At 74.4% G+C, this 19,435-nt stretch carries 17 protein-coding genes, 2 tRNA genes and 1 pseudogene; 7 read left to right on the forward strand and 13 right to left on the reverse strand.

What is annotated here, in order from left to right:
- The first annotated feature begins 68 nt into the window (after positions 1-68).
- Together dnaG and CUT44_RS29290 are read left to right on the forward strand one after the other, a co-directional pair.
- Positions 69-1,985, forward strand: coding sequence for a DNA primase (dnaG, locus tag CUT44_RS29285; protein WP_100204955.1), 1,917 nt, complete (start codon positions 69-71; stop codon positions 1,983-1,985).
- A 290-nt stretch (positions 1,986-2,275) separates the two neighbouring features.
- On the forward strand, positions 2,276-3,406 hold the full coding sequence (locus tag CUT44_RS29290) for an RNA polymerase sigma factor (protein ID WP_408646810.1): 1,131 nt from the start codon (positions 2,276-2,278) through the stop codon (positions 3,404-3,406).
- 91 nt (positions 3,407-3,497) lie between these two features.
- Here the strand turns inward: CUT44_RS29290 and CUT44_RS29295 are convergent, their stop codons facing one another.
- From CUT44_RS29295 to CUT44_RS29320, 6 genes are all read right to left on the reverse strand, one after another.
- The gene (locus CUT44_RS29295) at positions 3,498-4,967 is read right to left on the reverse strand and encodes an FGGY family carbohydrate kinase (RefSeq protein ID WP_100204957.1); all 1,470 of its coding nucleotides are present in this window, start codon (positions 4,965-4,967) and stop codon (positions 3,498-3,500) included.
- 16 nt (positions 4,968-4,983) lie between these two features.
- Positions 4,984-6,285 (reverse strand): cation:proton antiporter, encoded by a 1,302-nt coding sequence (locus CUT44_RS29300; protein WP_100204958.1) that lies wholly within the window; start codon positions 6,283-6,285, stop codon positions 4,984-4,986.
- A 2-nt stretch (positions 6,286-6,287) separates the two neighbouring features.
- Positions 6,288-6,761, reverse strand: a complete 474-nt coding sequence (locus CUT44_RS29305; protein ID WP_100204959.1) for a cation:proton antiporter regulatory subunit — start codon at positions 6,759-6,761, stop codon at positions 6,288-6,290.
- A gap of 198 nt (positions 6,762-6,959) precedes the next feature.
- Entirely contained in the window at positions 6,960-7,370 is a 411-nt protein-coding gene (locus CUT44_RS29310) for a hypothetical protein (protein WP_100204960.1), read from the reverse strand.
- Between the two features lie 136 nt (positions 7,371-7,506).
- Positions 7,507-7,580 (reverse strand) — tRNA-Ile (locus tag CUT44_RS29315).
- Between the two features lie 247 nt (positions 7,581-7,827).
- Positions 7,828-7,900: transfer RNA gene (locus CUT44_RS29320), tRNA-Asn, on the reverse strand.
- Between the two features lie 199 nt (positions 7,901-8,099).
- On the opposite strand from CUT44_RS29320, the gene CUT44_RS29325 reads away from it, so the two are divergent.
- Positions 8,100-8,411 (forward strand): YtxH domain-containing protein, encoded by a 312-nt coding sequence (locus CUT44_RS29325; RefSeq protein WP_100204961.1) that lies wholly within the window; start codon positions 8,100-8,102, stop codon positions 8,409-8,411.
- A 36-nt stretch (positions 8,412-8,447) separates the two neighbouring features.
- Here CUT44_RS29325 and CUT44_RS33295 read toward each other — a convergent pair.
- Positions 8,448-8,630: pseudogene (locus CUT44_RS33295) on the reverse strand (non-homologous end-joining DNA ligase); the annotation flags it as partial.
- A gap of 274 nt (positions 8,631-8,904) precedes the next feature.
- On the opposite strand from CUT44_RS33295, the gene CUT44_RS29330 reads away from it, so the two are divergent.
- The 3 genes from CUT44_RS29330 to CUT44_RS33300 all read left to right on the forward strand — a co-directional run bounded on the left by CUT44_RS29330 (position 8,905) and on the right by CUT44_RS33300 (position 11,753).
- Positions 8,905-9,684 carry an IclR family transcriptional regulator gene (locus CUT44_RS29330; RefSeq protein ID WP_100204962.1) on the forward strand — a complete coding sequence of 260 codons (780 nt, stop codon included), beginning with the start codon at positions 8,905-8,907 and terminating at the stop codon, positions 9,682-9,684.
- Positions 9,685-9,767: 83 nt separating this feature from the next.
- On the forward strand, positions 9,768-10,634 hold the full coding sequence (locus CUT44_RS29335) for an SMP-30/gluconolactonase/LRE family protein (RefSeq protein WP_100204963.1): 867 nt from the start codon (positions 9,768-9,770) through the stop codon (positions 10,632-10,634).
- Between the two features lie 180 nt (positions 10,635-10,814).
- A complete protein-coding gene (locus tag CUT44_RS33300) occupies positions 10,815-11,753 on the forward strand; it encodes a hypothetical protein (RefSeq protein ID WP_158239687.1) in 939 nt (312 codons plus the stop codon).
- An 80-nt stretch (positions 11,754-11,833) separates the two neighbouring features.
- On the opposite strand, the gene CUT44_RS29345 is transcribed toward CUT44_RS33300, so the two are convergent.
- A complete protein-coding gene (locus CUT44_RS29345; protein ID WP_100204964.1) occupies positions 11,834-12,307 on the reverse strand; it encodes a MarR family winged helix-turn-helix transcriptional regulator in 474 nt (157 codons plus the stop codon).
- 84 nt (positions 12,308-12,391) lie between these two features.
- Here CUT44_RS29345 and CUT44_RS29350 point away from each other — a divergent pair, with 84 nt between their 5' ends.
- A complete protein-coding gene (locus CUT44_RS29350; protein ID WP_100204965.1) occupies positions 12,392-13,408 on the forward strand; it encodes an NADP-dependent oxidoreductase in 1,017 nt (338 codons plus the stop codon).
- A 521-nt stretch (positions 13,409-13,929) separates the two neighbouring features.
- Here the strand turns inward: CUT44_RS29350 and CUT44_RS29355 are convergent.
- The 5 genes from CUT44_RS29355 to CUT44_RS29370 all read right to left on the reverse strand — a co-directional run bounded on the left by CUT44_RS29355 (position 13,930) and on the right by CUT44_RS29370 (position 19,110).
- Positions 13,930-15,105: an aldose epimerase family protein gene (locus tag CUT44_RS29355; protein WP_100204966.1), complete on the reverse strand. Its 1,176-nt coding sequence runs from the start codon at positions 15,103-15,105 to the stop codon at positions 13,930-13,932.
- A 621-nt stretch (positions 15,106-15,726) separates the two neighbouring features.
- Positions 15,727-16,734 carry a hypothetical protein gene (locus CUT44_RS29360; RefSeq protein ID WP_100204967.1) on the reverse strand — a complete coding sequence of 336 codons (1,008 nt, stop codon included), beginning with the start codon at positions 16,732-16,734 and terminating at the stop codon, positions 15,727-15,729.
- Positions 16,735-16,829: 95 nt separating this feature from the next.
- Entirely contained in the window at positions 16,830-17,858 is a 1,029-nt protein-coding gene (locus CUT44_RS29365; protein ID WP_100204968.1) for a zinc-dependent alcohol dehydrogenase, read from the reverse strand.
- Positions 17,855-18,004 (reverse strand): hypothetical protein, encoded by a 150-nt coding sequence (locus CUT44_RS33305; protein ID WP_158239688.1) that lies wholly within the window; start codon positions 18,002-18,004, stop codon positions 17,855-17,857. Before CUT44_RS33305 ends, CUT44_RS29365 begins: the two co-directional genes overlap by 4 nt.
- 101 nt (positions 18,005-18,105) lie before the next feature.
- Complete coding sequence (locus tag CUT44_RS29370) at positions 18,106-19,110, reverse strand: SGNH/GDSL hydrolase family protein (protein WP_233221748.1); 1,005 nt, start codon at positions 19,108-19,110, stop codon at positions 18,106-18,108.
- Between the last annotated feature and the right edge of the window lie 325 nt (positions 19,111-19,435).

A 19,435-nucleotide genomic window follows, 5' to 3' on the forward strand; every position in this document is an offset into this window, starting at 1 on the left:
AGGAACGGCGGCGGCCGCCGGCGGCCCGGGGTGCCGGAGGTGTCGGGGGCCGGCCGTAGACTTCTGCCGTGGCGGGACGGATCAACGACGAGGACGTGAAGGCGGTACGGGACGCGGTCCCGATCGACGCCGTCGTCGCGGAGTACCTCCAGCTCCGCCCGGCGGGCGGCGGCAACCTCAAGGGCCTGTGCCCCTTCCACGACGAGAAGTCCCCGTCCTTCCACGTCAGCCCGAGCAAGGGGCTCTACCACTGCTTCGGCTGCCAGGCCGGCGGCGACACCCTCGACTTCGTGATGAAGGTGGACCACCTCTCCTTCTCCGAGGCCGTCGAGCGGCTCGCCTCCCAGGCCGGGATCACCCTGCGCTACGAGGAGGGCGGCTACGCGCCCGGCCGCCAGCAGGGCGAGCGCATCCGGCTGGTCCAGGCGCACAAGGCCGCCGCCGCCTTCTACACCGAGCGGCTCGACTCGCCCGAGGCCGAGACCGGCCGCCGCTTCCTCGCCGAGCGCGGCTTCGACTCCGGCGCCGCGGCCCACTTCGGCGTCGGCTACGCCCCGGCCGGCTGGGACCACCTGACCCGCTTCCTGCGCGGCAAGGGCTTCAGCGACAAGGAGCTGATCCTGGCCGGCCTCGCCCAGGAGAGCCGCAACGGCCGGCCCATCGACCGCTTCCGCGGCCGGCTGATGTGGCCCGTCCGCGACATCACCGGCGAGGTCGTCGGCTTCGGCGCCCGCCGGCTCCGCGAGGACGACAACGGGCCGAAGTACCTCAACACCCCCGAGACGGCGATCTACCACAAGTCCCAGGTGCTGTACGGCATCGACCTCGCCAAGCGGGAGATCGCGAAGACCGGCCGGGCCGTGGTCGTCGAGGGCTACACGGACGTGATGGCCTGTCACCTGGCCGGGATCACCGGCGCGATCGCCACCTGCGGCACCGCCTTCGGCGGCGAGCACATCAAGATCCTGCGGCGGCTGCTGATGGACAACTCCCGCTCGGAGGTGGTCTTCACCTTCGACGGCGACGCGGCCGGGCAGAAGGCCGCGCTGCGCGCCTTCGAGGACGACCAGAAGTTCGCCGCCCGCACCTCGATCGCCATCACCCCCGGTGGCATGGACCCGTGCGAGCTGCGGCTGGCCGAGGGGGACGAGGCGGTGCGGGGGCTGGTGGAAGGGCGTTCCCCGCTCTTCGAGTTCGCCATCCGCTCGGTCACCGGGCAGCACAACCTGGACACCGCCGAGGGCCGGGCCGCCGCGCTGGAGGAGGCCGCGCCGATCGTCGCCCGGATCAAGGACGGCTCGATCCAGCACCAGTACGCCGTACGGCTGGCCGGGATGCTGGGCATCCTCGACACCGAGTTCGTCGTACGCCGGGTGGGACAGCTCGCCCGCCGGCTCCGCGAGCGCGGGGGCGCCCCCGAGGGCGGTCCGCGGTACCGCGGCGGCCACCCGGCCGGAGCGTCCGCGGTGCCCGTGGCCCCCGGACCGGTGCCCGGCGGCCCCCGGCTCGACCTGCGCACCCCCCGGCTGCGGGCCGAGCGCGAACTGCTCAAGCTGGCGCTGCAGTTCCCGCAACTGGTCGCCCCGCTCTTCGACGCCTACGGTGCCGACGAGTTCACCGCCGCCCCCTACGCGGCGGTGCGCCAGGCGATCGAGAAGGCCGGGGGAGTGGAGCGGGCCGACGGCGAGTACCTGGTCCGGGTGCGCGCCGCCGCGCCGGACGACACCATGCGGTCGATGATCACCGAGCTGAGCGTCGAGCCCCTGATGACCCCGCGCGAGCCCGACGAGATGTACGCCGGGGAGTTCCTGGTCAAGGTCCGTCTGGAGGCGGTCAACCGCCGGATCGCCGAGCTGCGCAGTACCTTCGAACGCCTGGTGAGCAGCGGCGACGAGAAGCAGACCGCCGTGTCCCAGGAGCTGTGGACGCTGGAGCAGTACGGCCGGGCACTGCGCGACCGGGGCGCCGCCGCGCTGTGGTCCTGACGGCCGTTCCCGGCCGTCCGCCCCGGTCCCTTCCGGTGGGTCTCCGTGACGGCCCGTGCACACCGGGTGCCGGCCGGGCCCAAAAACTGGGCGCACGACTCTCGTGGGCGGAGTGTGTCGTGGCGCACACTGGGAAGGGTTCCTGAGTCCCGGAGCGCGCATCCCCCAAAGAGCCGCTCGCCCGCCCCGGGGCGGACGGCGTACGGCCGCGTCCGTCGTGTCCGTGTCCGTCCGTCCTTGTCTCGCGTGTCGTCCCCCCACCGGCAGCGATCAGCTTGGAGGCCGCCCCCGTGCAGACCCGGACCCTGGACGGCGCGGCCCTCGCCGCCCCCACCGGCACCCCCGCCGACTGCGAATCCCCGGCCGCCCCGGCCGCCGGGGACCTCCCGGATCCGACCGCGGTGGAACCGGCCGGGCCGCCGGGTACCCCGCCCGGTCATCCCGAGACGCTCCCGGACCGGGACGCCGAGCCGCCGCTCGCCCCGCCGTCGGCACGGTCCGATGGCTCCGGCCCCGCGGCCGACCTCTTCCGCCAGTATCTGCGCGAGATCGGCCGCATCCCCCTGCTCACCGCCGCCGAGGAGGTCGAACTGGCCCGGCGCGTCGAGGCGGGACTGTTCGCCGAGGAGAAGCTCGGCCGGACCCCGGACCTCGACGAGCGGCTCGCCCTCGACCTCGACCGGCTGGTGGTCATGGGCCGCATCGCCAAGCGCCGGCTGATAGAGGCCAACCTGCGGCTGGTGGTCTCGGTGGCGAAACGATACGTCGGACGTGGGCTGACCATGCTCGACCTGGTCCAGGAGGGCAACCTGGGGCTGATCAGGGCGGTGGAGAAGTTCGACTACACCCGCGGCTACAAGTTCTCCACCTACGCGACCTGGTGGATACGCCAGGCGATGTCACGGGCGCTCGCCGACCAGGCCCGCACCATCCGTGTCCCCGTCCACGTCGTCGAACTGATCAACCGGGTCATCCGCGTCCAGCGCCGCATCCTGCAGGAACGCGGCTACGAGCCCACCCCCGAGGAGGTCGCCGCCCAGCTCGGCCTGACCGGCGAACGGGTCAGCGAGGTGCTGCGGCTGGCCCAGGAACCGGTGTCGCTGCACGCCCCGGTGGGCGAGGAGGAGGACGTCAACCTCGGCGACCTGATCGAGGACGGCGACGCCCCCTCCCCCGTGGAGTCCGCCGCCTTCCTGCTGCTGCGCCAGCACCTGGAGGCCGTTCTGTCCACCCTCGGCGAGCGCGAGCGCAAGGTCGTCCAGCTCCGCTACGGCCTCGACGACGGCCGCCCCCGCACCCTGGAGGAGATCGGCCGCCTCTTCGGCGTCACCCGGGAGCGCATCCGCCAGATCGAGTCCAAGACCCTCGGCAAGCTCCGCGACCACGCCTACGCGGACCAGCTGAGGGGATACCTGGACTGATCCTGGCCCAGCCCCCGGGCGGCTGCCCGTACCGCCGGGCCGTACCGCCGGGCCCGTTCCCGTCCCGTCCGGGGCCCGGCTTCCCGGCCGGTCAGCCGAACGCCCCCGGATGCGTCTGCTCCCGCACGGCCGTGTACTGCTGCCGCACCGCCTGACCCACCGCGAGTTCCTCGCCCGGGTCCAGGACCTGGCCGGCGGGCGCGGGCCAGTGCGGGGGCTGCTGCGGCGAGAGGGCGCCCCGGGCCGCCCCCAGCGCCCAGGCCGCCTGCCGGGCGGCGCCCAGTGCCGCGTAGTCCGCGGGCTGCGGGATCACCACCTGGGCGCCCAGCAGGGCCGGGGCCATCGCCTGGACCGCCGGGAGCTCGGCCGCGGGCCCCAGCAGGAAGACCCGGTTGACCTGGACCCCCCGGCCGCGCAGCACGTCCAGGGCGTCCGCCAGCCCGCACAGCATGCCCTCGAAGGCGGCACGCGCCAGATGCTCCGGCTTCATGCTCTCCTGCCGCAGCCCGGCCAGGGTGCCCGCGGTGTGCGGCAGGTCGGGGGTGCGCTCACCCTCCAGATAGGGCAGCAGCACCAGCCCGTACGAGCCCGGTGTGGACTTCAGCGCCAGCGCCGAGAGCCCCTCCGGGTCGGTGCCCAGCAACTCTGCGACACCGCGCAGCGTCCGCGCCGCGTTGAGCGTGTACACCACTGGAAGATGCATACCGGTGGCGTCGGCGAGCGAGGTGATCATGCCGTTCGGCTCCACCAGTGCCTGATGGTGCACCGAGAACACCGATCCCGAGACACCGAGGGAGACGACCGCGTCGCCGGTCCCGACACCCAGACCGAAGGCGGCGGCCATCGTCTCGCCCGTACCGGCAGAGATCAGCAGCCCCTCCGGGGTCTGCCCGGCCGCCCCGGCCGGACCGACCACCTCCGGCAGCCGCACCGGGCGGCCGAGCGCCAGCTCGGCCAGGTCGGGCCGCCAGGACTCGGCCGCCGCCGACCAGTAGCCGGTGCCCGAGGCCTCACCGCGGTCAGTGGTGCGCCGGTGGGGGCGTCCCAGCAACTGCCACACCAGCCAGTCGTGCGGCTGGAGCACCTCGGCCACCCGCCGCGCCGCCTCCGGCTCCTGCCGCGCCAGGTGGCGCAGCTTCGTCACCGGCTGCGCCGACCGGGGCACGCAGCCGACCGCCTGCGCCCAGGACTCCCGCCCGCCGAGCGCCTCCACCAGATCGGCCGCCGAGGTCTGCGCCCGCCGGTCGTTGCCCACCAGCGCGGGCCGTACCGGGTTGCCCGCCTCGTCGAGCGGGACCAGCCCGTTCCGCTGGGCCGAGACCCCGATCGCCTGGACGCCCTCCAGCAGCCCCCCGGACGCGGCCTCGCCCAGCGAGAGCAGCCACGACTGGGGGTCGGCCTCGGTGCGCCGGGCCGCGCCCGCCACCTCTGTGCCCGCCCCGCCGTCCTCCGGTACCGGGTGCGGGGCGTACCCCTGTCTGATGACGGCGCCCGTGTCGGCGTCGCAGACGACGATGCGGGTGTACTCGGACGAACTGTCCAGACCGGCGACTATCCCCATGGAGGGAGATGATGCCTCATCGGCCGCCGGGAGACTGCAGTCCCTCCGGAGTGCCCTCCGGGGCGCTGGGGGAATCCGCCCGGGACACCGTGTCGGGCCCCGTCCCCGGCTCCTTCTCCGGCCCCGCCCCCGGCCCCTTCTCCGTGCCACCCGCGGGGACCCCCAGCAGTTGCGGGCGCACGGCGCGCACGAGCGGCTCGGTCCAGCGGGCGGCCAGCGGACCGATGATCACCAGCAGCAGTACGTACGCCGTGGCCAGCGGCCTGATCTGGGTGGCCACCCCGGCCGCCAGACCGGCGATGACGATGGAGAACTCGCCGCGCGCCACCAGCGCGCCGCCCGCCCGCAGGCGGCCCTTCGGGCTGATCCCGGCCCGCCGCGCCGCGTACCAGCCGGTGACGACCTTGGTGACGGAGGTGATCACGGCCAGGATCAGCGCGGGGACGAGCACCGGCGGGATGTTCTCCGGATCGGTGGACAGGCCGAAGAAGACGAAGAACACCGCCGCGAACAGGTCGCGCAGCGGGGCGAACAGCCGGTGGGCGTTCTCGGCCACCTCGCCGGACAGGGCGATGCCGACGAGGAACGCGCCGACCGCCGCCGAGACGTGCAGCTGCTGGGCGATGCCGGCGATCAGAACGGTCAGGCCGAGCACCACCAGCAGCAGCAGCTCGGGATTGTCGGAGGAGACGGCCTTGCTGATCAGCCGGCCGTGGCGCAGCGCCACATAGAGGACGAGGCCCACCGTTCCCAGGGCCACCATCAGGCTGATGCTGCCGCTCGCCAGTCCGACCCCGGCCACCAGGGTGGTCAGGAGCGGCAGGTAGACGGCCATCGCCAGGTCCTCCATGACGAGGACGCCGAGGATGACGGGGGTCTCGCGGTTGCCGAGCCGGCCCAGGTCGGTGAGGACCTTGGCGATGACGCCGGAGGAGGAGATCCAGGTGACACCGGCCAGCGCCACGGCGCCCACCGGCCCCCAGCCCAGGACCAGGGCGGCGACGGCGCCCGGGGTGGCGTTGAGGAGGAAGTCCACCGCGCCGGACGGGTACTGCGTCCTGAGGTTGTCGACCAGCTCGGAGGCGCTGTACTCCAGACCCAGCAGGAGCAGCAGCAGGATGACACCTATCTCGGCGCCGATCGCGACGAACTCCTCGCTGGCGCTCAGCTCGAAGAGCCCGCCGTGCCCGAAGGCGAGCCCGGCCAGCAGGTACAGGGGGATGGCGGACAGCCCGATCCGGCCCGCGAAACGCCCGATGATCCCCAGCCCGAGGATGATGGCGCCCAGTTCGATGAGCAGTCTGGTGGTGTCGTGCATACTCAGCCCCCCGCGATGATCTGGGCGAGTTCCTCGACGCCCTCGCGGGTGCCCACGACCACCAGGATGTCACCCGCCTCCAGCCTGAAGTCCGGCCCCGGGGCCGGGTGCGGCGCCGTCCGGCGCAGCACGGCGACGATCGAAGCGCCGGTACGTGTCCGCGCCCGGGTGTCGCCCAGCGGCCGTCCCCGGTACGGGGACTTGGCGGCGACCGGGATCCGCTCGGTGGCCAGGTCCAGCTCGCCCATGGCCAGGTCCGGGGTCTCCGGGTCGGGGGCGATCAGGGCGGCGATCGACGCCGCCTCGTCCGCGTCGAGCCGGAAGGAAGCCTGGCAGGTGTCGGGGTCGTCGGCCGCGTAGAAACCGAGGAACCGCCGTCCGTCCTGGTGGACGACGACGGACAGGTGCCGTCCCGAGCGGGTGGTCACGTCGTACTGGACGCCGACTCCCGGAAGCGGCGTGCGTTTCATGGACAAGGCTTCTCCCCGAGAACACGGATCGAGCGGGCTCCGGGGCCGGCTGCGTCGGTGGGGGAGCCCGGAGGTCGGGACGACGGCAAGTTTCTCACAGGGGGTTCGGCCGTCGGCCGGGCAGCTCGCGTTCTCGCTGGTGGGCGGGCCACACGCGGACGGGAGGGTGCCGGGGGAGGGGCCGTGCCGTCCGCGCCGCCGGGATCAGTCGAAGAACATCCGGAACAGCCACTCGGGCAGGACGTCGGCCTCGGTGAGCGGCGGGCCGAACTCGAAGCCGTGCCGGCCCACGTGCCCGTCCGGCAGGCCGCAGCTCTCCTCCTCGATCGTCCCGGCCAGGAACTTCTCGGTGCAGGGCGGCAGGATCAGGGTCTCGCGCCGCGGACCGTACTCGTCGCCGTCCGGCCAGCGCGTCCACAGGTTCCGCGCCGGGAGTTCGTCCGTCGCCCGCAGCCCTTGGGTGAAGGTGTGGTGGAGGCCGGTGTGCCCCGCCTCCAGCAGGCACCACAGGGACCGGGCGACCTGGAAGCCGCCGTCGGGGACGTCCTGCAGTTCGTCGATCTCGGAGTCGAGGTAGTGGACCCGGGCCGGGCAGGAGACCTGATACACGGACATGCGCGTCATGATGCCCGCCCGCACGCACCCGCCGGGGCGGAACGGCCACACTGCACGGTTTCGGGTGAAGTTCGGGCGAGACGGCCCCGGCGCCCGGAACGACGTGGGCCGGAACGTGCCCGCGAAGGGAGCGGAGTGGGGCGGGTGGGACTCGAACCCACGGCCGACGGATTATGAGTCCGCTGCTCTAACCGGCTGAGCTACCGCCCCGGGACGGCGCGCCGCGCACAACTGTGCGCGCCGTCTGCCGCAGCATAGCCGCTCATACGATCTCCCGCCCGTGCCGGGGTGGAGCCGGGCCGGGCCGGGCCCGTGGGCACCGGGGGAACGGTCGCCACCCGGACGGGCGAAGGGGACGGACGCGGGCCGCGGCGCCGCGGGAGGACACGGCGGGAACACCGCGGGAACACCGCGGGAACACAGAAGAAGAGGCCCCTCGCGGGACCTCTTCGAGATGCTCCCCCGACTGGACTCGAACCAGTAACCTGCCGGTTAACAGCCGGCTGCTCTGCCAATTGAGCTACAGGGGACTGCTCTGCGGGAGGCCCGGCCGGTATCCCGGGGGCGCTCCCTCGCTGTGGGCAATACAGTAGCGCATGCCGGGGGGTGCTCCGAAATCGGTATTCGCCCCGTGCCTCGGGGTAGGCGTGGGGTGTCCGCCGCAGACCGGCAGTGCGCGCCCCGGGAGACGGGGCGCGCAGGGAGATACCTGAGGGAGAGGGTGGAGCCATGCGCTACCGGCTCACGTTCGTCGTAGGAGTGGCCGTCGGGTACGTGCTCGGCACACGGGCCGGGCGCGAGCGGTACGAGAAGCTGCGCAAGAGTGCCCGGCAGTTCGCCGAGAACCCCGCCGTGCGCAACGCGTACGAGACCGCCACGCACAACGGGCGGGAGATGGCCACCAAGGCCTTCGGCACGGTGTCCGAGCGGGTGGGGGACCGGCTGCCGGGCACGGTGTCCGACAAGGTGCGCACACTGCGCGGCAGCCGGGTCGAGCAGCACACGCCGTTCGACGACGACTGGGGCACGAGCAACACCTAGCAGCACCTGAGGCCGGCTCCGGCCCTCCGGGGGCGCTCAGCCGCCGTCCGGCACCCGCCCCGCGCGGGCGGGGTCGAGCAGCGGGGCGAGCAGGTCGCCGTACCGGTCCAGCCGGGCGGAGATGCCGCCGGCCGTGTGGACGAGGTCGCCGGGCTGTGCGCAGCCGGCGACCTCGTCCCATGTCACCGGGGCGGAGACGGTCGGCCGGGACTCTGCCCGCCGCGGTGGTCCTCGGCCCGTTCCCCGGGGCCCTGCCGGGCTTCCCCGGCTTCCCCGGCCTCCTGGGCTGCCTGCTCGGCGCGGTCTCCGGCACGGCTTCACGAGTCCCACGTCCGGCGCTGTCCATGCCCGCCGGCGGAAGGCGGTACGGCCGCGGGGTGCGTTGCCGCCCGGCTCGGGCTGTGGCTAGCCTGTGTCCGTCATTCCGGTGGTTCTTCGGAATGACGAACGCCGAAAGGCCCGGACCGTACGGCCCGGGAGAAGGGGGGCGGCGATGGGGCGTCTCGTACCGGCCGTGACCAGGGCTCTGGACATCCTGGAACTCTTCCTCGACGGGGACGGCGTCCTGTCCGCGCCGGAGATCACGCGCAAGCTGGGGCTGCCCCGCACCACCGTCCACGAGCTGGTGACCACCCTGGCCGCCCGCTCGTATCTGGTGCCCGTGCCCGAGCAGCCCGGACACTATCGGCTGGGGGTGCGGAACTACCAGCTCGGGAGCCGCTACGCCGAGCAGCTCGACCTCGCGGCCGAGGGCCGGCGGGTGGCCCGCGAGGTCGCCGAGACCTGCGACGAGACCGTGCACGTGGCCGTCCTGGAGGGCATGGACGTCATCTACATCGCCAAGGTGGACAGCACCCGCGCGGTGCGCATGGTCTCCGCCGCGGGGCGACGGCTGCCCGCGCACTGCACCGCGGTGGGCAAGATGCTGCTGGCCTCGCTGCCGGAGGAGGAGCTGGGCACCCGGCTGCCCGGACCCGGCGGCAAGCCGCTGAGGGCGATGACGGAGAACTCGATCACCTCGCCGGACGAACTGCGCGAGGCGCTGGCGCGGATCCGCGTACGCGGCATCGCCGTCGAGGAGCGGGAGTCGAACCCGGACGTGAGCTGTGTGGCCGCGCCCGTGCGCGACAGCACGGGCCGGGTGGTCGCGGCGCTGAGCATCTCGGTGCCCACCATCCGGTGGAACGGCCGGCGGTGTGCCGAACTGGAGGCCCTGGCGGCCCGGGGCGCCGCCGACCTCTCGGCGCGGCTCGGCCACCGCAGCGCCGCCTGAGTGCCGGCGCACGGGGGCACCGCAACACGGGGGAAGAGACGAGCGAGGGGACTGCGGGCATGGCCGGAACGGGCACATCCCGGATGACGCGGACGGCGGGGGCGGCGGGACCCGAGATCGCGGTGCGTCATGACGCGCTGCTGGGAGAGGGGCCGACCTGGGACGCGGCGCGCGGACGGCTGATCTGGGTGGACGTCCTCTCCTGCCGGGTGCACACCTGGGATCCCGCCGACGGGCGCCGCACGGTGCTGGCGACCGAGCAGCACGTGGGCGCGGCCAAGCCGCGTGCGGGCGGCGGCCTGGTGGTCAACCTCCGTGACGGGGTGGGGCTGTACGACGTGGCCGGTTCCTTCTCCTGGCTGCACCGCGACCCCGTTCCGGGCCGCCGCGGCAACGACGCCGCCGTGGCCCCGGACGGCGCGCTGTGGGCGGGCACGATGGCCTACGACGAGACCCCGGGCGGGGGCACGTTCGGCCGGATCGCCCCGGACGGAACGGCGCGCGAGATCCTGTCGGAGGTGACGATCAGCAACGGCACGGGCTGGAGCCCGGACGGGCGGCTGATGTACTACGTCGACACCCCCACGCGCCGCGTCGACGTCTTCGACGTGCGCGGCACCGAGGTGACCGGCCGCAGGCCACTGGCGGAGATCGAGGAGGGGGCGGGGTTCCCCGACGGTCTGACGGTGGACGCGGACGGCTGCGTCTGGGTCGCCCTGTGGGGCGGCGGCGCGGTGCGGCGCTACACCCCCGACGGCCGGCTGGACCGTACGGTCGCCGTCCCGGCCTCCCAGACCACGGCGTGCGCCTTCGGCGGCCCGGGGCTGCGGGACCTCTACATCACCACGGCCCGGGTGGGTGTCGACCCCGCGGCGCAGCCGTGGGCCGGTTCGCTCCTGGTGCTGCCGGACGCGGGGCAGGGGTCGGCCCAGCGGCCCTTCGCGGGGTGACGCCGTGCGGGCCGACACAGAACCTTCACGGGAAAGCCCTTCCGTCCTACGTGCCGGTAACCATAGTCTGCCGACCCCATGATCTACTGCGTCACGTGCCGGCGGCACCTGAATGGCGCCCTGTCCTGTCCGGGGTGCGGTGTCCCCAGTGAGCGCCTGGCGCCGGTGGACATGTCGGTCATGCCGGATGTCGGGGCGGAGTCCTCCGGGCCGGGACCCGATCCGTACGGTCCGCGCGGCGGCCACGGCACTCATGGCGGCTACGACGGCCATGGCGGCTACGGCGGCTATGACGGCTATGACGGCTACGCGGGGCACGGCGAGCATGGCGGCCCCGGCCACCAGGACGTCCCCGGGGCTCACCGGATCCCCGGAGAGTCCCACGACCCTCTGCCCCAGGACTCCCATGATGTTCTCCGGTGGCGCGCGGAAGGGCGCCCCGGGGACGATGGTGACGCTCCGGCCGGGGACGGCGCCGGGAACACCGAAGACGCCGAGAGCACCGAGAGCACCGAGAACACCGGGAACACCGAGAACACCGGGAACACCGGGAACGTGGTCCCGCCCCCCGGGCGGCGCGGCCGCCGGGCCCGGGTGTATCCGGGGCGCCGGCGCCGCAGGATCGTCATGGGCGTGATATTCGGGGCGGGGCTGGCCACCCTCGGCGTCGCGGAGCTCACCACGGAGAGCGTGCTGAAGCAGTTGCCCGCCCTTCCGATGGACGACGAGCCCGGTGACCCCGGGAGCGGCCCGTCCGGCGAGGAGCCGGAGGCCGAACGGCGGCCCGCGGGCGGCGGGACCCCGGACGGGACGGCGTCCCCGGAGTCGGGCTCGCCCCGGCCCTCGGTCTCGGGCTCCCCCTCGACGCGGCCGTCGGACTCCGCCGGGCCCTCGGCCGAGCCGGACGCCTCCGCGTCGGCGGCCTCCTCGGCGGCTACGCCCGGAAACGGTGCCACCCTGCCCGCGGAGCCTCCCGGGGACACCCGGCAGCCGGAGCGTCCGGAGCCGGAGCCGGAGCGGCCCGATCCGTCGCCCCCGGGGCAGTCCCGGGAACCCGAGCCCGACCCCGAACCCGAGCCGGACGAGACCTGCGACCGCTTTCTGTGGTGGTGCACTTAGCGACCTGACCGGTCGGGTGCGGGTCGTGTCGGCTCGGTGTGCCGTCAGTGCCGTCAGTGCCGTCAGTGCCGTCAGTGCCGTCAGTCCCGCCGGTCCCCGCTGTTCTCCGGCTGCCCGGTGTCCAGGACGCGTCTGAGCAGGTCGCGCAGGAGCGCGCGTTCCCCCGGGTCCAGCTCGGCCAGCGGGGCCCGTGCGAAGTCCAGTGCGGTGCGCATCCGTTCCGCGGTCCGACGGCCCTCGGCGGTGGCGGCGGCGAGCTTGACGCGGCGGTCGTCCGGGTCGGGGCGGCGCTCGACCAGGCCGCGGTCCTGGAGCCGGTCGACGATGCCCGTCACGTTCGACGGCTCGCACCGCAGCCGCCGGGCGAGTTCCCGCATGGGCAGGGGCCGGTGGGTGAGCAGGGCGAGCAGCCGGGCCTGTGCGCCGGTGAGGGCGTACCGGGCGGCCGCCTCGTCGTATTCCCGGTGGTAGCGGGCGACGGCCGCGCCGATCAGCTCGACGACCTCGAGGGTGACCGGATCGGCGGACCCGGAGCGGCCGGAGGGAGGGGACATGCCCGCAGCCTACCGATTTGCTTGACAGTGTGAAATGTCAAGGAGAACGTTGTTTCACTGTCTGAAGCTTCTGGAGGTTCTCCCGTGACTCTGCCCGCGACCGGACGCGAGTGGCACCTGACCGCCCGTCCGAAGGGATGGCCCGCCCCGGAGGACTTCGCGCTGCGCGAGGCGCCCGTCCGGGCCCCCGGGCCCGGACGGATCCTGGTGCGCAACCTGTACCTCTCGGTCGATCCGTACATGAGGGGGCGGATGAACGATGTGAAGTCCTACGTCCCGCCGTACCGGCTCGACGAGCCGATGGAGGGCGGGGCGGTCGGAGTCGTCCTCGCCTCCGAGGCCGAGGGCTACGCCCCGGGCGACCACGTGCTGCACGGGCTCGGCTGGCGCGAGTACGCCACCCTGGACGCGCGGCACGCGGCGAAGGTCTCCGCCGAGGCGGCTCCGCCGACCACCTACCTCGGGGTGCTGGGCATGCCGGGGCTGACCGCCTACGCCGGCCTGCTGGAGGTCGCCTCCTTCAAGGAGGGGGACGCCGTCTTCGTCTCCGGCGCGGCGGGCGCGGTCGGCGGCCTGGTCGGCCAGATCGCCCGGCTCAAGGGCGCCTCGCGGGTCGTCGGCAGCGCCGGATCGGCGGAGAAGGTGCGGCTGCTGACCGGGGAGTACGGCTTCGACGCCGCCTTCGACTACCACGACGGCCCGGTGGCCCGGCAGTTGAAGGAGGCCGCGCCCGAGGGCATCGACGTCTACTTCGACAACGTCGGCGGGGAGCACCTGGAGGCCGCCATCGGCTCGCTGAAGGTGCACGGCCGCGTCGCCGTCTGCGGGATGATCTCCCAGTACAACGCCACCGAGCCGTCCGCCGCCCCGCGCAACCTGGCACTGGTGGTCGGCAAGCGGCTGCGGATCCAGGGCATGCTCGTGAAAGACCACTCCGACCTGCGTCCGCGGTTCACCGAGGAGGTCTCGGGCTGGCTCCGCTCCGGTGAGCTGAAGTACCACGAGACGGTGGTGGAGGGCATCGGGAACGCGGTGGACGCCTTCCTCGGCATGCTGCGCGGCCGGAACACCGGGAAGATGATCGTCAGCCTGGACGGCTGAGCCGGTCGGCCCGCGGAGGGGAACCGCGGGCGCCGGTACGCGGGTGCGCCCCGGTGCGGGCGGGACCCCGCCCCGGCGTCCGCGGTCGTTTCCGCGCGCGCCATTGACGCGGACGGTGTTTCACTCCTACTTTCCGTTCGGGGCTGCGAAAGGCATTCGGCATGCCGAACACCGGGCTGGACGGCGTACGCCGGCACTCCTCGCCCGACCGCGTCCCCGGCCGCCCCGCTGCCGGTGGTCCTCGTCCTGCTCGGGCGGCGGATCGTGCGCGGGGCCGCCCACCCGGGCCTGGCCGGGAAGCGGGCCCGGCGGCCCCTGCGGATTTCGGGCGCGCCCTACGGGGTCCGGGGCGCGGACGCCCGGAACGCACGCGGGGGCGATGCCGCAGGGCACCGCCCCCGTGCGCGGGCCCGGCGGCCCGGGGTCACCTCCTTCCCCCGGCCGCCGGCCACGGGGCACGGGCCACGGGATCTCACCCGCGGCCGGCGGATGTTCCCCGCCGGACGCGGGGGGTCCGGGCGCTACTCCGCGGCGAAGGAGTGCACGGTCGTGCTCCGGTACGTCTGCCCCGGCCGCAGCACGGTGGTGGGGAACGCCGGCTGGTTGGGGGAGTCCGGGAAGTGCTGGGTCTCCAGGCAGAACGCGTCGCTCTGCCGGTAGATCCGCCCCGAGGTGCCCGTCAGGGTGCCGTCGAGGAAGTTGCCGGTGTAGAGCTGCACCCCCGGCTCGGTGGTGGCGACCCGCATCACCCGCCCCGAGACGGGTTCGGTGACGGTGGCCACATGCTCGGGCTCCGCGGTGATCCCCTTGTCGAACACGAGGTTGTGGTCGTAGCCCCGGCCGTACCGGATCTGTTCGTGCGCCTCGCGGATGTCCAGTCCGAGCGGCTTGGGCCTGCGGAAGTCGAACGGTGTGCCCGCCACCTTCGCCATCTCGCCGGTCGGGATCAGGGTCTCGCCGACCGGGGTGAAGCGGGAGGCGGCCAGCTCCAGGGTGTGGTCCAGGACGCTGCCCGAGCCCTCTCCGGCGAGGTTGAAGTAGGTGTGGTTGGTGAGGTTGACGACGGTGGGCCGGTCGGTGGTGGCCTCGTAGTCGATCCGGAAGTCGCCGTCCGGGCCGAGCGTGTACTCCACCCGGACCTGGAGCGTGCCGGGGAAACCCATCTCGCCGTCGGGGCTGGTGCGGGAGAGCACCAGACCCGAGGCGCCGTCCCGGGTGAACGGTTCCACCCGCCACACCCTCTTGTCGAACCCCTGGTCACCGCCGTGCAGGGTGTGGCCGTTGTCGTTGCGCGGCAGTTCGTACGTCTGCCCGTCGAGGGTGAAGGCGCCGTCCGCGATGCGGTTGCCGAAGCGGCCGATGAGCGCCCCGAAGAACGGGGAGCCGGCCACGTACGAGGCCAGGTCGCCGAAGCCGAGCGAGACGTTGGCGTACCGGCCCTTGCGGTCGGGCACCTCCAGGGACTGCACGATGCCGCCGTAGGAGAGCACCCTCAGCCGGGTGCCGCCGGCCGACAGTGTCCAGATGTCCACCTCCGTGCCGTCGGCCAGCTCGCCGAAGCGCTTCCGCCGCGGTGGGGACGGATCACCCGGCCCCCCGCCGTCGGCGTGCGCCGCCCCGGCACCCGGCCCCACGGCCGCCGCCACCAGTCCCGCGGCCGCCGCGGCCGAGATCACAGTGCGTCTGCTGGTGCTCATAACCACCTCTCCGTTTGTTCCACATGCCGGATCCCACCGCTGCGGGCAGGACCAGGCCTTGGCCGACCACCGGCGGCCGGTGCCGCTGCCGGTGCCCGGCAGAGCGCGCCGCCGGGGACCACTCCGGGCGCCCCGGGCGCCGGCCCGCGACGACGGCGCCCGGCACGGTGCCCACTGCGCCGCTCGCCGAGGCACCGCCGGCGAACGCCGCGGCGATCACCTCCGGCCCGGCTGCCGCCCGGTTCACGCCGGGAGCGTGCGCCTGGCGATCGACGAGGGCGCCGCGCGCCGTGCAGCCCGGCCCGACCAGGATGCCGCACAAGATCAGCGCTACCACCGGGACACCCCGGCGGAAGGCCGAGGTGGGGGCGGCACCGGGACCGTCGCCGGGATCGCCGCGCGCTCGAAGGGCGGACGGGGCCGGTGGCGGCGCCTCGGGCCGGCCCGGCGTGCGCCCACCTGCCGGGCACGGCCCTCTGCCCCGGTGGCCGCGCTCCGGGGAGCGGTGGTCCGGGGTCCGGCCGCCGCGGCGCGGACGATCCGGTTCCCCTCGGCCGCCACCGGGGCCCCGGGACACTCCCGGGCGGCGTCCGGTCCGTGCGGGTACCGCCGGGCATGCGGTCAGCTCCCTTCCGGGGCGGGGGGCGGCTCGTCGGGGAAGCGGTTGAGAGGGCCGGGCAGCCGGGAGCCGGGCGGCGACATCCCGGCGTCGGCGCCGAGCCGGGCGAGCAGGTCCAGGACGAGCCGGCCGCGCCGGACCCGCTCGCGCGTGGTGTCCACGGCGGCGTCGCGCAGCTGTGCGCCGTAGGGGTAGAGGACCGGGGCCCTGCTGAGACCGAACTTGAGGTAGACCGGCGCGGCGCGCCGGACCAGCTCGGCCGCGTCGTACATCCGCACGTAGCCGCCGAGGTCGTCGGGCGCCTCCAGATAGAAGTCCAGCGGCGCCCGACTGGCCCGGCGGATCTCGGTCAGGTGCTCCAGGGACAGGTCGGAGGGCACGTTGATCGAGTCGGCACCCAGCCGCTCGAAGACGGCGTACGAGGCCGGGTTCACCGGGCCGATCAGGGCCGAGACCTTGAAGGTGGTGTCGGCGGGCAGCACACCGCGCGTCCGCAGCCGGTGCAGCGTCCACAGCACGCCCTCGTCGGCCACCAGCAGACAGCGGACCCCGAGTCCGGCGGCGCGTACGGCGTCCTCGACACATCCGGCGAGCGCGTCGTGGCCGCGGGCCCGCGGTCCCGCGCCGCCGGCGGGGGTACGGGTCCCGGCACCGGTGTCCCAGGTGCCGCGCGGCCCGGTGAACAGGCACAGCTCGACGTCGTGCGCGGCGCACATGTCGGCCATGCCGGCGATCTCGGCGTCGGTCAGCATCCACACGCCGCTGCCCTGGCTGACCCGGTGGACGGGGACGCCGAGGGCGGCGGCCTCCTTCAGCGCGGCGGCCAGCGACTCCGGTCCCTCGACGGAGGGGATCTCGGTGCGCCAGGTGCCTCCGTCGGGGAAGGCGTGCGGGGAGGCGTCGGCGGGGTCCCGGGCCGGTACGGGGTGGCCGAGGGCCGCGAGGGCGGCCGCACCGGGGCGGCGGAGACCGGCTGCCGGGCCGGGGGAGGGGATGGGCGCGTCGGTCACGGTACTCCCGGTTCGGTGTCTCGTTTCGGTGTCTCGTACGGATACGGCGTTCTTCGGGCGGGGGCGAGAGACGTGGCAGGAGGGTGGGAAGGGCCTCAGGGGCGCAGCAGGACCTTGCCGACCTCCGGGTCGCCGCCGCCGACCAGCGCGACGGCCTCGGCGAAGCCCTCCAGGGGAAGTTCGTGGGTGATCAGGGCGGCGGGTGCCAGCAGCCCCGCGGCGAAGGCCCGTACCGCCCGTGCCCAGGCGGCTGACGGGGCGCCGAAGACGGTCCGGACGGTGAGCTGCCCGCAGGTCAGCAGTACGGGGTCGAGCCCCCGGGCGCCCGGCCCGGGCAGCCCGGCCAGCACCACCCGGCCGCCGCGCCGGGCCAGCAGGCAGGAGTCGTGCGCGGTGGTGGGCGCGCCCGCGATCTCCACCACCAGGTCGTAGCGACCGTGCAGTCCACCGGTGTCCGCCGGGTCGCGCGCCTCGGTGGCGCCCATCGACAGCGCCCGCCCGGCCCGCTCGGCCCGGGGATCGACCACCAGCAGTTCGGCGGGGGAGGCCGCGGCCAGCAACTGGACGGCCAGCAGGCCCAGGGTGCCCGCGCCGACCACGGCGATCCGTTCCCCGGAGCGGGGCCCGCCCGCCGACACCGCCGCGGCGACCACGGCGGCGGGCTCCAGTAAGGCGGCCGAGCGCAGGTCGGCGCCGTCGGGCAGGAGGTGCAGCAGCCGGGCGGGGAGGAGCAGGGTGTCGGCGAAGGCGCCGGGCCGGGTGAAGCCGGTCTCGTCGTAGCCGCCGGCGCACAGGCTGGTGGCCCCCTCCCGGCACCGGTCGCAGACCAGGCAGGCGCGGAACCCCTCGCCCACCGCCTTCCGGCCCACCAACGCCGGGTCCACCCCGTCCCCGACCGCCTCCACCATGCCGGACCACTCGTGGCCGGGCACGACGGGGTAGCGGACGTAGCCGGTGGCCCGGGTCCCGGCGTACACCTCGTGGTCGCTGGCGCAGACCCCCGCCGCGTACACCGCCACCCGTGCCTCACCGGGACCGGGCTCCGGGCGTCCGGCCGGCACCAGCCGGTGGACACCGGGCCGTTCGACGAGGACGGCCCGGCCCCGCTCCCCGCCGCCCGTCATCTCCGTGCCCCGCGCGGGGTCCGCTTCTCCCGGCCCTCGGCCCACAGGCCGAACCGGGCCGGGCACGGCGGGAACCGCACCCGGACGTAGGCCGGGTCGCGCCAGGGGGTACCGACGACATGGGTGCTGATTCCGGTGATGCGCACAGCGGCCGCTCTCCCTGTGGTTCGGCATTTCGTCGCCCGTCCGAAATCCTGGCGCGAATGTAGTGACGCGGCCGGGGGGCGTCAATGGTGCCCCGGGTCGTTCAGGCCGGCGGGCGCCCGGCCGTGATGTGGCGGTGGGCGATTCCGGCGAGCACCCGCTGGCCCGCCGTGCCGGGGTGGAACCAGTCCCAGGTGCTCAGTTCGCGGGTGGTGAAGCGGTACTCGTGGACCGCTCCGCCGTCATGGCGGCAGCGCGGATCGCCGGCGCACACCTCCCGCAGCGCGGTGTTGTACGCCCGCACCCGCGCGGCCACCGCGGCTCGGCGCTCCACGGCGACGGGATCCTCGGCGGCGGGGTCGGCCAGCATCGACGGGCAGATGCCGAGCTGCCACACCTGCGGGGCCAGCGGGTGGTCCCGGCCCACGGACCACAGCCGTTCCAGGTCCGGGATGCCGGCCACGTACACCCGGGTGTCCGGCGAGTCCCGGCGCAGGGTGCGCAGCGCCTCGGCGAAGTCGGCACGGAACTCGTCCACCGGCGTCATCTCGCCCACGCTCGGCCGGCAGGCGTCGTTCGCGCCGATCAGTACCGTCACCAGCTCCGGCCGGTGCGCCGCGGCCCGCTCGGCCTGGGCCGGCAGGCCGGCCATCAGAGCACCGGAGCGGGCGAGGTTCCACCGGGCGGTGGCCGGGATGTCCAGCCGCGCCGCCAGGCTGTCCACCTCGGGCGAGGTGCCGGTCGCCCAGGACACCGCCGGGCAGTCGGCCAGCAGCGAGCAGGCGTCGTAGCCGCGGGTGATGGAGTCGCCCAGGGCGGCCAGCGAGCCGGGGGAGGTGTCCCACTCGGGCGTGGGTGTGGGTGTGGGCGCGGGTGTGGGTGAGCGGGCGGGACGGGGCTCGGACGCGGTGCCGCGGGCATCGCCGGACGCCCCGTCACCATCGCCGTCGCTCCCGCTGCCGCAGGACACGGCGAGCAGGACGGCCGCCACGACGGCGGCGACGACGGTACAGGCACCGGCCACGATCCCGCGGTGCCGGGTACGGACGGCCGGCGTGCCGTCGCGGCCGTCGCCGCCGTCGTCCCGGCCGTTTCCCTCGTCCCCCACGGTCCCCTCCTGTACGTGCTGGTGTACGCCCTGGTGCCCGCAGCGCCTTCGGCTGTCCCTCGGGTTGTCCCTTCGGCCGTCTCGCGGGAGTGTTCTCCGGCCGGCTCCCGGCCGTCGTCCCCGCGCCGCCGTCCCCCGTCTCCCGTCGGGGTGATGGTGCGGATGGGTGGGTTGACCGCTCCGATCGACGGTACGTCACCTTTTGCGTGGCACGGCGCGGTAGTTTTCTCCGCGGTGGTCCGAAAATGGTCGCCGGACACATCTGGCAGATTACATCGCGTCACTTGCTGTCTCTTTTAGGGAGAATCAGCTCGGACAGTGTTTA

Origin of the sequence: Streptomyces carminius (assembly GCF_002794255.1) — a bacterium.
Lineage (GTDB): Bacteria > Actinomycetota > Actinomycetes > Streptomycetales > Streptomycetaceae > Streptomyces > Streptomyces carminius.

Bases quoted from the DNA above. Each gene is read 5' to 3' on its own strand.
- CUT44_RS29295 (WP_100204957.1), bottom strand. From the start codon at position 4,967: ATGGGGATAGTCGCCGGTCTGGACAGTTCGTCCGAGTACACCCGCATC.
- CUT44_RS29300 (WP_100204958.1), bottom strand. From the start codon at position 6,285: ATGCACGACACCACCAGACTGCTCATCGAACTGGGCGCCATCATCCTC.
- CUT44_RS29310 (WP_100204960.1), bottom strand. From the start codon at position 7,370: ATGTCCGTGTATCAGGTCTCCTGCCCGGCCCGGGTCCACTACCTCGAC.
- CUT44_RS29325 (WP_100204961.1), top strand. From the start codon at position 8,100: ATGCGCTACCGGCTCACGTTCGTCGTAGGAGTGGCCGTCGGGTACGTG.
- CUT44_RS29330 (WP_100204962.1), top strand. From the start codon at position 8,905: ATGGGGCGTCTCGTACCGGCCGTGACCAGGGCTCTGGACATCCTGGAA.
- CUT44_RS29335 (WP_100204963.1), top strand. From the start codon at position 9,768: ATGACGCGGACGGCGGGGGCGGCGGGACCCGAGATCGCGGTGCGTCAT.
- CUT44_RS33300 (WP_158239687.1), top strand. From the start codon at position 10,815: ATGCCGGATGTCGGGGCGGAGTCCTCCGGGCCGGGACCCGATCCGTAC.
- CUT44_RS29345 (WP_100204964.1), bottom strand. From the start codon at position 12,307: ATGTCCCCTCCCTCCGGCCGCTCCGGGTCCGCCGATCCGGTCACCCTC.
- CUT44_RS29355 (WP_100204966.1), bottom strand. From the start codon at position 15,105: ATGAGCACCAGCAGACGCACTGTGATCTCGGCCGCGGCGGCCGCGGGA.
- CUT44_RS29365 (WP_100204968.1), bottom strand. From the start codon at position 17,858: ATGACGGGCGGCGGGGAGCGGGGCCGGGCCGTCCTCGTCGAACGGCCC.